The organism is Azospirillum oleiclasticum (assembly GCF_013423485.1).
Classification (GTDB): Bacteria; Pseudomonadota; Alphaproteobacteria; order Azospirillales; family Azospirillaceae; genus Azospirillum; species Azospirillum oleiclasticum.
In genome coordinates this window covers 87848-98907 of sequence record NZ_JABFFR010000035.1, presented here as the reverse complement: position 1 = coordinate 98907, position 11060 = coordinate 87848, and the positions used below count along the sequence as shown (strand labels likewise).

12 protein-coding genes are annotated in these 11060 nt (G+C 69.9%); 9 read left to right on the top strand and 3 right to left on the bottom strand.

Annotation, left to right across the window (positions count from 1 at the left end; translation table 11 throughout):
* Positions 1-101 precede the first annotated feature (101 nt).
* The 9 genes from HL658_RS28740 (at position 102) to HL658_RS28700 (ending at position 8261) form a co-directional block, all read left to right on the top strand.
* Positions 102-923, top strand: coding sequence for an IclR family transcriptional regulator domain-containing protein (locus HL658_RS28740; protein WP_180285756.1), 822 nt, complete (start codon positions 102-104; stop codon positions 921-923).
* A gap of 64 nt (positions 924-987) precedes the next feature.
* Positions 988-2052 carry an ABC transporter substrate-binding protein gene (locus HL658_RS28735; RefSeq protein WP_180285757.1) on the top strand — a complete coding sequence of 355 codons (1065 nt, stop codon included), beginning with the start codon at positions 988-990 and terminating at the stop codon, positions 2050-2052.
* Between the two features lie 44 nt (positions 2053-2096).
* Entirely contained in the window at positions 2097-2963 is an 867-nt protein-coding gene (locus HL658_RS28730; protein ID WP_180285758.1) for an isocitrate lyase/PEP mutase family protein, read from the top strand.
* Positions 2964-2970: 7 nt separating this feature from the next.
* A complete protein-coding gene (locus tag HL658_RS28725) occupies positions 2971-4260 on the top strand; it encodes a 3-isopropylmalate dehydratase large subunit (protein ID WP_180285759.1) in 1290 nt (429 codons plus the stop codon).
* Positions 4257-4781 (top strand): LeuD/DmdB family oxidoreductase small subunit, encoded by a 525-nt coding sequence (locus tag HL658_RS28720; protein WP_180285760.1) that lies wholly within the window; start codon positions 4257-4259, stop codon positions 4779-4781. The genes HL658_RS28725 and HL658_RS28720 overlap by 4 nt, the downstream gene beginning before the upstream one ends.
* Positions 4768-5610: an ABC transporter ATP-binding protein gene (locus HL658_RS28715; RefSeq protein ID WP_246337997.1), complete on the top strand. Its 843-nt coding sequence runs from the start codon at positions 4768-4770 to the stop codon at positions 5608-5610. The genes HL658_RS28720 and HL658_RS28715 overlap by 14 nt, the downstream gene beginning before the upstream one ends.
* Positions 5607-6446 (top strand): ABC transporter permease, encoded by an 840-nt coding sequence (locus HL658_RS28710; protein WP_211109881.1) that lies wholly within the window; start codon positions 5607-5609, stop codon positions 6444-6446. Before HL658_RS28715 ends, HL658_RS28710 begins: the two co-directional genes overlap by 4 nt.
* Positions 6447-6459: 13 nt before the next feature.
* Entirely contained in the window at positions 6460-7320 is an 861-nt protein-coding gene (locus HL658_RS28705) for a TauD/TfdA dioxygenase family protein (protein ID WP_180285761.1), read from the top strand.
* 29 nt (positions 7321-7349) lie between these two features.
* The gene (locus tag HL658_RS28700; protein WP_180285762.1) at positions 7350-8261 is read left to right on the top strand and encodes an SDR family NAD(P)-dependent oxidoreductase; all 912 of its coding nucleotides are present in this window, start codon (positions 7350-7352) and stop codon (positions 8259-8261) included.
* A gap of 15 nt (positions 8262-8276) precedes the next feature.
* Here the strand turns inward: HL658_RS28700 and HL658_RS28695 are convergent, their stop codons facing one another.
* The 3 genes from HL658_RS28695 to HL658_RS28685 are packed head-to-tail and all read right to left on the bottom strand — an operon-like array spanning position 8277 to position 11058.
* Positions 8277-9467: a multidrug effflux MFS transporter gene (locus tag HL658_RS28695; protein ID WP_180285790.1), complete on the bottom strand. Its 1191-nt coding sequence runs from the start codon at positions 9465-9467 to the stop codon at positions 8277-8279.
* A gap of 2 nt (positions 9468-9469) precedes the next feature.
* Positions 9470-9880 (bottom strand): MaoC/PaaZ C-terminal domain-containing protein, encoded by a 411-nt coding sequence (locus HL658_RS28690; protein ID WP_211109879.1) that lies wholly within the window; start codon positions 9878-9880, stop codon positions 9470-9472.
* 14 nt (positions 9881-9894) lie between these two features.
* Positions 9895-11058, bottom strand: coding sequence for an acyl-CoA dehydrogenase family protein (locus HL658_RS28685; RefSeq protein ID WP_180285764.1), 1164 nt, complete (start codon positions 11056-11058; stop codon positions 9895-9897).
* Positions 11059-11060 lie beyond the last annotated feature (2 nt).

Here is an 11060-nt window from a genome sequence, read left to right as displayed (position 1 = left end):
TTGGTCCTTAAAATATTCGTTGACGATAGAAGCAAACACGACCACATTCATTGTGCGCACTGATGATCAGTGTTCACATATATGAACAGGAAGGGTTCGTTGTGGTCAAGTCGGCGGAACGGGTGCTGGACGTGCTCGAGATGCTGTCGCTCGATCAGGAGCGCGGCCTGCGGCTGACCGACATCGCCGACATGCTGGGCATCCCCAAAAGCAGCGCCACCATGCTGATGAAGACGTTGGACGCGCGCTGCTACGCCACCCGCGGGCCGGACGGGCGCTACCGGCTGCACGCGCTGTTCCAGCACGCGTCGGGCTGGGTCGGGGGCTTGCACGCGCGGCTGCTGCATGTGGCGCGCCCGGTGATGGCGGCGCTGGTGGAGCGCACAGGCGAGACGTGCTTCCTCGGCACCCTCAGCCCCGACCTCCAGGTCCGCGTGCTGCACAAGGTCGTCAGCCCCAAGGAGGTGCGCTACGACACCGACGACCGGCCGCTGCGCCCGGCCTACTGCACCTCCATCGGCCGCGTGCAGCTCGCCTTCCTGCCGGCAGGCCGCATCGAGGAATATCTGCGCGAGACGCGGCTGGAACGCTTCACCGAGAACACCCTGACCACGCCGGAGGCGCTGCGGGCCGACCTCGCCGCCATACGCGACCAGGGTTTCGCGGAATCGATCGACACGCGCGAGGTGGGTGCGTCCGGCGTGTCGGCGCCGATCCTCGGGCGTGACGGCGCGGTGGTCGCCGGCCTGAACCTCAGCGCCGTCACCCAGCGCTTCCTCAGCCAGCACGACGCCATGCGCGCCGCGGTCACCGAGGCCGCGGACGCCATTTCCAGCCATTTCGGCTCGCCGGACGCCGCACGGCGCCCGGCCGGGGCCAAGGCCACGACCATGCCGGCCGCCGCCCTGCCGGGGCCGGTCTGATCAAGGGACAACACACCGGGGCGCCATGAAGAGCGCCACCGCCAACCCATCGGGAGGGACAAGGATGAAGTCGACATGGATGGCCGGCGCCGCGATCGTCGCGGGGCTCGGCGCGCTCGCGGCCCCCGCCTCGGCCGCCGGCCGGCAGGCGGTCACCATCGCCATCGGCACCAACGTGCTGGACACTTCGCAGGCCAACAACACCTCCGTCCCCATCGCCACCAAGTGCTGGGAGAAGGAAGGGCTGGACGTGACCATCCAGCCGACCAACTCGTCGGCCGCGACGCAGGCGGTGCTGGCGGGCCAGGCGCAGTTCGTGCTGATGGGACCGGGCCGCGCGGTGATCGCCCGCTCGCAGGGCGCACCGCTCAAGGCCGTGTACCTGAACATGCGCAAGAACTTCCAGTTCCCGGTGGTGCAGGAGTCGAGCCCGATCAGGTCCATCCAGGACTTCAAGGGCAAGACCATGGGCGTCGTCTCCTACGGCGCGCAGCTCGTCGCCATCATCAAGGGGATGATCGCGGAAGCCGGCATGGACCCGCAGAAGGACATCACCATCGTCGAGACCGGCGTCGGGGCGCAGGCGGTGGCGGCGCTGACCTCCGGCCGCGTCGATGTCTGGGGCACCTGGGACAGCCAGATCGCCACCGCCGAGAACATGGGCCTGAAGCTGCGCCGCTTCACCTCGCCCTACGCCGAGAAGCTGAAGTTCGGCAGCTCCTACTTCGTGCGCGACGACTACATCCAGTCGCACCCGGACGTGATCGCCAAGCTGCTGCGCTGCGTCGCCAAGGGCACGGTCATGTCGCTGGAGAACCCGGCCGGCACCGTGCGCACGCACTGGAAGGTCTACCCCGCGACCAAGGGCAGCGGCGTGTCCGACGACGAGGCGTTCCGCCAGGGCATGCACATCCTGAAGGTCCGCGCCGAGTTCCTGGAGCTGGAGAAGGGCGAGAAGTGGGGCGAGTTCCCCGAGCAGGCGATCGTCGACATGGTCGATTTCATGAAGGCGACCGGCGAGCTGAAGGGCGACGTCAACCCGAAGGATCTCTACACGAACCAGTTCGTGCAGGCGATCAACGACTTCGACGCCGACGCCGTGAGGCGTGAAGCCAAGGCGCTGGACTGACCGGCGCCGTTCCCTTCGACACAGGTTCCAGCAGGAGACCCGAGATGCCGCATCCCGGAGCGGTGGTGCGCACCCTTCTGACCCAGGACGGCACGACGCCCGTGCCGGGGTGCCACGACGCCTTCGGCGCCATGCTGATCGCCGAGGCCGGTTTCCCGGCCGTCTACATGTCCGGCTTCTCGGTCTCGGCCAGCGTCGGCAAGCCCGACGTGGGCATCCTGACGATGACCCAGATGGTCGCCCGCGCCGCGGAGATCGCCGCGGCGACCGGCCTTCCGGTCATCGCCGACGCCGACACCGGCTATGGCGGCCCCGCCAACATCGCGGAGTGCGTGCGCGCCTTCGAGGCGGCGGGCGTGGCCGCCATCCATCTGGAAGACCAGATCATGCCCAAGCGCTGCGGCGCCATGCCGGGCAAGGCGCTGGTCCCGCCCGACGAGATGGCGCTGCGGCTGGCCGCCGCCCGCAAGGCACGCCGGTCGGCGGATTTCCTGATCATCGGCCGCACCGACGCCATGACCCTGCACGGGCTGGACGAGTGCGTGCGGCGGGCGAAGGCGATGGAGGCGGCCGGGGCCCACGCCGTGATGGTGCCGTCGCTGACCACCCACGAGGAGTTCACCGCCGTCACCGCGGCGGTCTCCGTCCCGGTGATCCACCTGCCGGCGGAGACCATCCGCCCGCTGCATTCCCTGAAGGAGCTGGAGGCCGCCGGCGTAGCGATGGCGATCTACGCGCTGTCGCTGATCCAAATCTCGGCCGCCGCCCAAAGCCGCCTGCTGCGCGAGCTGATGGAGACCGGCACGACCGCGCACGCCGTGCCGGACATGACCCCCTTCGCGTCGCTCAACCGGCTGCTCGGCGTGGACGCGCTGACGGCCTTCGAGCGCTCGCTGACCGCGGAGACCTGAGCCTCCCATGTTTCCAAGCACGCCCGCCACCATGGCCGAGAAGATCCTGGCCCGCACCAGCGGCCGCGAACGGGTCGAGCCCGGCGAGATCGTCTGGGCCACGCCCGACCTCGTGACCACGCCCGAGGTGTCGTTCCCCGCCTACGTCGCCCGGCTGCGGCAGAACGGCATCCACCGCTTCGCCAAGCCGGAGCGGGTGGTGGTCGCCATCGACCACGAGGTTCCCGTCCATTCCAAGGAGGGGGCGGAGCGCAACCGCCGCACCCGCCTGCTGGCGCGCGAGACCGGCGTCGGCCACCTGTTCGACGGGGAGGGGATCACCCACCCGCTGGTGGTCGAGCGCGGGCTGGTGCGCCCGCTCGACTTCGTGGCGGCGGCCGACACCCACACGCCGTCGCTGGGGGGCGTCGGCGCGCTGGGCGTACCCTTCAGCATCGAGCTGACCATGATCCTGGCGCTCGGGCGCATCTGGGTGAAGGTGCCGGAGACGGTGCGGGTGGAGATCACCGGCCGCTGCCCGCCCGGCGTCACCGCCCGCGACCTCGTGCTCGCCACCATGGCCGAGGTCGATGCCGACCTCGCCAACTACCGCGTCATCGAGTTCGGCGGCGCGGCGGTCGAGGCGCTGACCGTGCCCGAGCGCATGACGCTCTGCGGCCTGTGCATCGACATGGGTGCCAAGTCCGCGGTCGCGGAGGTGGACGAGCGCTGCGCCGCCTTCCTGGCCGCGCGCGGCGTGTTCGGGGTGGAGCCGGTGCGCGCCGACCCCGGCTGCCGCTACGCCGCGGTGGTCACCATCGACGCCTCCTCGCTCACCCCGCGGGTCTCCGTCCCGCCCAACCCCACCCATGTGCGGGCGGTGTCGGAGCTGGCGGACACCGCCATCCAGCACGCCTACATCGGCTCCTGCGCGTCCGGCACGCTGGCCGAGCTGACCGCCGCCGCGGATCTGTTGAACGGGCGCACGGTGCATCCGGACGTGCAGATGCTGGTCATCCCGGCGACGAAGCGGATCTACCAGCAGGCCATGGAAACCGGGGTGCTGGCCCGCCTGTCCGCCGCCGGGGCCATGATCGCCCCGCCGACCTGCGGCCCCTGCTTCGGCGGGCTGGCGCAGCTCGCCGCGGGGGAGGCGCGCATCAGCACCAGCACCCGCAACGACCCGGGCCGCATGGGCAGCCGCGACGCCATCATCTATCTGGGCAGCGCGCTGACCGTGACCGCGTCCGCCATCGCCGGCCGCATCGCCGACCCGCGCGACTATCTGCCCGCACACACCAGGGAGACGGCGCCATGACGGCCGGGTTCCAGGGCCGCTGCTGGCGCTTCGGCGACGATCTCGCCAGCGACCAGCTCATCCCGCCGCAGCATGTGTTCGAGTACGACCCGGCCGTGCTGCGCCGCCACCTGCTGGCGGAGGTCCGGCCCGAGTTGCCGGAGCGGGCGAAGCCCGGCGACGTGCTGGTCACCGGCCGCAATTTCGCCAACGGCAGCCATCACAGCCACCCCTTCCTCGCCATGAAGGAGATGGGCGTCGGGCTGATCTGCCAGACGGTGTCGCGCGGGCCGTTCCGGCTGGCGGTGTTCGTCGGCGTGCCGCTTCTGGTGGCCGGGCCGGAGGTCATCGCCGAACTGAACGACGGCGACGCGCTGCAGGTGGACTTTGCCGCCGGGCGCATCGCCAACGAGACCACGGGGCGGGAATTCCAGGTGGAGCCGCTGTCGCCCTTTCTCCAGGACATCGTCGCCGCGGGGGGCGGGCTGAACCACGCCCGCGCCCTGCTGGAGGCGGAGGGATCAGCCCATGCAGAGCGCTAGAATGACCGCGGTCGCCACGAACCCGGGACGGGAGCCGAGCGGGGACCGGCCGGCGAAGCCGCCCGCCATCCGCATCGACGGCCTTGAGAAGATCTACGAGACCATCGACGGCGAGCGCATCCAGGCGATGGGCCCCATCTCCCTCGACATCGCGGAGGGGGAGTTCGTCACCATCGTCGGCCCGTCCGGCTGCGGGAAATCGACGCTGCTGCGCATGCTGGCGGGGCTGATCGACCGCACGAGCGGCGACATCCGCATCCGCGGCGCGTCGCTGACGGGGCCGCAGGCCGACATCGGCATGGTGTTCCAGAGCCCGGTCCTGCTGCCCTGGAAGAACACCCTGGCCAACGTGATGTTGCCGGCGGCGGTGCTGGGGCTGGATCAAGCGAGGAGCCGGGCGCGGGCGGAGATGCTGCTCGACATGGTCGGGCTCGGCGCCTTCAAGGAAAAGTATCCGGGGGAGCTGTCCGGCGGCATGCAGCAGCGCGTCGCCATCGCGCGCGCCCTGCTGCACGAGCCGGGCATCCTGCTAATGGACGAGCCGTTCGGCGCGCTCGACGCCATGACCCGCGAGACCATGAACATGGAGCTCCGCCGGATCTGGCGGAATTCGGGCACCACCATCGTGTTCGTCACCCACTCCATCCCGGAGGCGGTGTTCCTGGGGTCCCGCGTGCTGGTGCTGTCGCCGCGCCCCGGCCGCGTCGCCGACCTCGTGGAGGTGGAGCTGCCGGAGGATCGCGACCTCGACAGCATGGGCAGCGACCGCTTCGGCCAGATCACCCGCCGCATCCGCGCCCAGTTCAAAGCCAGGGGGGGCATCGAATGACCACGCGCACCATGACCGGCGTCTCCACATCAGCCAAACCCCGCCGCCCGATCCGCCGCTTCCTGCGCGAGAAGCCGGAATGGATCCTGGTGCCCGGCCTGTTCGTCATCGCCGTCACGGTGTGGGAATCGGTCATCCGCGGTATGGGCGTGCCCACCTACATCTTCCCCGCACCCAGCGACATCGCCCGCGCGCTGATCGACCGGCTCGGCAGCGGCGTCTACATCGAACACGGGCTCTACACCCTGTCGGAAGCGATGATGGGATTTGTGCTGGCGGCGGTCGCCGGCATCGGGATCGGCAGCGTCATCGCGCAGTTCCGGCTGGTCGAGAAGACGCTCTACCCCTACCTGATCGCCATCCAGACGACGCCGAAGCTGGCGATCGCGCCGCTGTTCATCATGTGGTTCGGCTTCGGCATGACCTCCAAGGTCATCATCGCCGCCATCCTGTCCTTCTTCCCGATCCTGGTGAACGTGATCGCCGGCCTGCGCTCCACCGACGCGCAGCGGATCGAGCTGATGCGCTCGCTGCGAGCCACGCGCTGGCAGATCTTCTGGATGGTGCGGCTGCCGAGCGCCCTGCCGATGATCTTCGCCGGGCTCCAGGTGGCGGTGATCTTCAGCATCCTGGGCGCCATCGTCGGGGAGTTCGTCGGCTCCAACAAGGGGCTCGGCAACCTGATCCTGCAAATGAACTTCAACCTGGACACGCCGGGCGTCTTCGGGGCGCTGGTGTGCCTGTCGTCCATGGGCATCGTGCTGCACGTGATCATGCACCGCATCCAGCGGCGCCTGCTCTTCTGGGCCGACCAGACGAAATTCACCGGAGTGTGAGGAAACGCCACCCATGTCGGATGTCACCATCAGGAAACGGGCGAGCGCGCTGGGCGCCGAGGTGGTCGGGCTCGACCTGCGCGAGGAGCTGACCGAGGATGTCGTCCGCCGCCTGCGCGCGGCGTGGCTGGAGCACATCGTGCTGGTCTTCCGCGGCCAGGACCTGACCCACGAGCAGCACATCGCCTTCAGCCGCCGCTTCGGCGCGCTCGACGACCACGACAGCATCCCCAAGTTCCGCCACCCCGACCACGCGGAGATCCTGCTGGTCACCAACTTCGAGAACACCGGCAAGCGGCTGGCGGTCGGGCGGCAGTGGCATTCCGACCTGTCCACCACCACCCGCCCGGCCATGGGCTCGCTGCTCTACTGCCAGGAAGCCCCGTCGGCCGGCGGCGACACCATGTTCGCCAACATGTACCGGGCGTGGGAGACGCTGACCCCCGCCTTCCGTTCCATGCTGGAGGGTCGCTTCGCGCTGCACGACATGACGGTGGCGAAGGAGACGCGCTCCCGCCGCTCGGCGGAGGAGCTGGCCGACATCCGCCGCCGCAACCCGCCGGTGCTGCAACCCGTTGCCCGCGTGCACGACGAGACCGGCCGCCCCGCCCTCTACGTCGCCGAGATGACCAGCATGGTGCTGGAGGGCATGACGGAGGAGGAGAGCGCGCCGATCCTGCGCTTCCTCTACGAGCACTCCGTGGTGCCGGAGAATGTGTACCGCCACCGCTGGCAGCCGGGCGACCTGCTGATGTGGGACAACCGCTGCGCCATCCACATCGCGCTGGGCGACTATGGCGACGACGAGCGGCGCATGATGTACCGCACCACCCTGCTGGGCGCCCCGTCGGGCCGTCTGGCAGAAGCCGCCTGAGGCGCGGTCACCGGACAGGGACGAGAATCATGGGATTGTTGGACGGTAAGGTCGCCATCGTCACCGGGGCCGGCCAGGGGATCGGCCGCGCCATCGCGGAGGGGCTGGCGGCGGACGGTGCGCGCGTCGTCGTCAACGACATCGGCGTGTCGCTGACCGGCGAGCGCGAGAACGCGGCGATCGCCGAGGAGGTGGTGCTGGCCATCGCCGACCGGGGCGGCGAGGCGGCGGCCAACATGGACTCCATCGCGAGCTGGGAGGGTGCGACCCGGCTGGTGGAAACGGCGATGGACCGCTTCGGCCGCGTCGATCTGGTGGTCAACAACGCCGGCATCCTGCGCGACGCCATCTTCCACAAGCTGGAGCCGGAGCAGTGGCGCGCCGTGCTGGCCGTCCATCTCGACGGCAGCTACCACGTGTCCCGTGCCGCGGCACCGGTGATGCGCCAGCAGGGGACGGGCTCCTTCGTCTTCATGACCTCCACCGCCGGGCTGATCGGCAATTTCGGGCAGGCCAACTACATGGCCGCAAAGATGGGGATGGTCGGGCTGATGCGCGCCATCGCCATGGACATGCAGCGCTTCAACGTGCGGGCCAACTGCATCGCGCCCTTCGCCTGGAGCCGCATGATCAGCTCCATCCCCGTGGAGACGGAGGCGGACAAGGCCCGCGTCGCCAAGCTCCAGCGCATGACGCCCGACAAGATCGCACCGCTGGTGGGCTTCCTGGGGTCCGACCGGGCGAAGGACGTGTCGGGCCAGATCTTCACGGTGCGCAACAACGAGATCTTCCTGATGAGTCAGCCGCGCCCCATCCGTTCCATCCACCGGAGCGACGGCTGGACCGCGGAGACCATCGCCGACCTGCTGCCCGGCGCCATGGCGCCGTCCTTCGCGCCGCTGGAGCGGTCGACCAGCGTCTTCTCCTGGGATCCGATCTGACCGGGGGGCCGGCCGTCAGGTGGCGGCCGGCGACCGCGGCAGCAGAAGCAGCAGGGCCAGCAGCCCGAGTGCCGTGGAGACGCACAGAACGACCGCCGTCGGCAGGGCCGTGGCCGTGTGCCAGAGCCCGACCACCAGCGTGCACAGCGCGCCGAAGCTCATCTGGAGGCAGCCGTAGAGGCTGGAGGCGCTGCCGACGGCGCGGGTGTCGGCGCTCATGACGCCGAGCACCGCGTTCGGAGCCGCCAGCCCGCCGCCGATGGCGAAGACCACCACCGGCGCCACCAGGGACGCCGGGTTGAGATGTCCCGTCACGTCCACCAGCAGCAACGTCAGCGACGCCGCCAGGGAAATCCCGCAGCCGGCCAGCGCCGCCGCGCGCGTGTCCATCCGCTGCGCCACGCGGTGGGCGAGGATGGAGCCGATCGAGAAGCCCAGCGCCACGAGCAGGTAATAGAATCCGATCTCGACCGCCGGCCGGTGCAGCACATCCACGATCAGGAACGGCGAGGCCGTGAAGAAGGCGTAGCTGCTGACCGTGCAGCTCGCCCCGCCGATGGTGTAGGCGATGAAGGTCCGCCGGCGCAAAAGCCGCCCATAGCCGGCGAACATCGACCGCACCCCCTGCCCCACCCCGCGCGCGGTGTTGGTTTCCGGCAGGAGGGCGAGAACCACGACCAGGAGCACCGCCCCCGCCCCGGCGGTCAGGAAGAAGATCGCGCGCCAGCCCAGCCAGACGCTGACGGCGGCACCGACCGCGGGGGCCAGCGCCGGGGCCAGCGACATCGCCAGGGTAAGGCGGGCGAGGCTCTGCGTGGCGTCGGCGCCGTCGGAGCGGTCGCGCACCATGGCGCGGCCGATCACCAGCCCGCCGCAGGCGCCCAGCGCCTGCACCACCCGCGCCGCGATCAGCCCATCGACGCGGGGCGCCAGCGCCGCGCCGGCCGCCCCGGCCACGAACAGGACGAGCGCCGCCAGGATCATCGGCCGCCGCCCGAAACGGTCGGACAACGGACCGTAGAAGAGCTGCCCGAATCCCAGCCCCACGAGGTACATGGTGATGGTGAGCTGGATGACCGCCGGCGTCGCCGCAAGCTCCGTCGCCGCCGCGGGCAGGGCGGGAACGAAGACATGCAGCGACAGCGTGCCGAGCACGGTGACCGCGATCAGAAGTCCGGTCCGCGGGCCGGACGCGGGGAGCGGCATCGTCACCGGGTCGGTCGCACCACGATTCCGGAACCCGCGGCGACGCGGCCGGCCGCCGTCGCCGCTTCGAAACCGACCGCGACGACGAGGCGCCCCTCCTCCTCCCGCACCTCGTCCACACGGCCCTCCACGGTGACCCGGTCGCCCGGACGGACGGGGATCAGGAAGCGCGCGGACAGGTCGCGGACGACGGCGCCGGGACCCGCCCAGTCCGTCACCGCCTGGGCCGCGAAGCCCATGGTCAGCATGCCGTGCGCGATCACCCCGCCCAGCCCCGCCTCCTGCGCGTAGGGCAGATCGTAGTGGATGCGGTTGAAGTCGCCCGAGGCGCCGGCGTACATGACGAGCTGCACCGTGGTCACGGGGTCCTTCACCAGCGTGAAGCGGTCCCCGACCGCGGGGCGCGCGTTCATGGCTGGCCCCGCGCTCATCGCTGAAGCGTGCTGTCGAAGGATTCCGACAGCTCCGCCTGCCCCACGATCTGCGCCGTGCGGTCGTGGCCGGCGTGCAGCACGTGGGTTTCCAGATCGCGCAGGTAGCGGCTGAGCGGGAACTCGTCGAACAGCGCGGTGGAGCCGGCCGCGTGGATGATCTTGTGCGACAGCTCGAACGCCACATGGGCCGCCGTGGACTTTGCGGCCATCGACAGCAGCTCCGCCTCCACCACGCCCTTGGTCTTCCAGGAGGCGATGGCCTCGTGGAACAGCGACTGGGCGGCGGCGAGCGCGATCTTCATCTCGCCGGTGCGGAGCTGGATCAGCGGATCCTTGCCGCGCCCCTTCTTCACGATGTAGTCGAGATACCACGCGTACATGCCCTCGGTGGTGCCGAGATAATTGGCCGCGAAGCCCAGATGGAAGCGACCCTGCCAGCGGCCCCTGGGGTAGGAGCCGGGTTCGCCCAGCACATTCTCGTCGGGAATGAACACGTCGTCCAGTGTGATGACGGGGCTGGGGGCGGCGCGCATGCCGTTCGGGCGGTACCAGTCGTTGTCGATGGTCACGCCCTTCATGTCGGGCTCGACGATCAGCATCAGGTGGTTGTCGAGGTAGTTCTCCACCCCTTCCACCGCCGCGAAGATGATGGCGAAGCCGATCGCCGGGCCGTTGGTGGCGTAGTTCTTCTCGCCGCGCAGGATCCAGCCGCCCTCCACGCGCCGCGCCGTGGTGTTCAGCATGTACATGTGCTTGCGTTTGGCTTCGCTGCCGACGAAGCTGCCGAGAAAGGGCCGCTCGAACATCGGCCTCAGGAACTTCTCGTGCTGGCGCGGCGTACCGAGGCTGTGGATGGCCCAGGCGGTGTGGTTGTGCACCTGATAGCAATGGGCGGTGCCGCTGCACCCGCGGGCGATGACGCGCAGCGCCTGCAGGTAGGTCGCGGGGTCGTCGGTCTCCAGGTTGCTGCCCTTGCCGCCCATGCTCTTGGGCAGGGTGGTGGTGAGCCAGCCGCGCCGGAACAGCGCGTCGATGTTCTCCACCGGCATGGAGCAGTCTCGGTCGTACTCGGGGCCGCGCGGCCGGAACTCCTCGACCGCGAGGCGGGCGAGTTCCTGCATGTCGTCGGCTTCGAGAGCCGTAACCGGGTCGATCATAG

Bases quoted from the DNA above. Each gene is read 5' to 3' on its own strand.
- HL658_RS28730 (WP_180285758.1), top strand. From the start codon at position 2,097: ATGCCGCATCCCGGAGCGGTGGTGCGCACCCTTCTGACCCAGGACGGC.
- HL658_RS28720 (WP_180285760.1), top strand. From the start codon at position 4,257: ATGACGGCCGGGTTCCAGGGCCGCTGCTGGCGCTTCGGCGACGATCTC.
- HL658_RS28725 (WP_180285759.1), top strand. From the start codon at position 2,971: ATGTTTCCAAGCACGCCCGCCACCATGGCCGAGAAGATCCTGGCCCGC.
- HL658_RS28710 (WP_211109881.1), top strand. From the start codon at position 5,607: ATGACCACGCGCACCATGACCGGCGTCTCCACATCAGCCAAACCCCGC.
- HL658_RS28705 (WP_180285761.1), top strand. From the start codon at position 6,460: ATGTCGGATGTCACCATCAGGAAACGGGCGAGCGCGCTGGGCGCCGAG.
- HL658_RS28685 (WP_180285764.1), bottom strand. From the start codon at position 11,058: ATGATCGACCCGGTTACGGCTCTCGAAGCCGACGACATGCAGGAACTC.
- HL658_RS28695 (WP_180285790.1), bottom strand. From the start codon at position 9,467: ATGCCGCTCCCCGCGTCCGGCCCGCGGACCGGACTTCTGATCGCGGTC.
- HL658_RS28700 (WP_180285762.1), top strand. From the start codon at position 7,350: ATGGGATTGTTGGACGGTAAGGTCGCCATCGTCACCGGGGCCGGCCAG.
- HL658_RS28690 (WP_211109879.1), bottom strand. From the start codon at position 9,880: ATGAACGCGCGCCCCGCGGTCGGGGACCGCTTCACGCTGGTGAAGGAC.
- HL658_RS28735 (WP_180285757.1), top strand. From the start codon at position 988: ATGAAGTCGACATGGATGGCCGGCGCCGCGATCGTCGCGGGGCTCGGC.
- HL658_RS28715 (WP_246337997.1), top strand. From the start codon at position 4,768: ATGCAGAGCGCTAGAATGACCGCGGTCGCCACGAACCCGGGACGGGAG.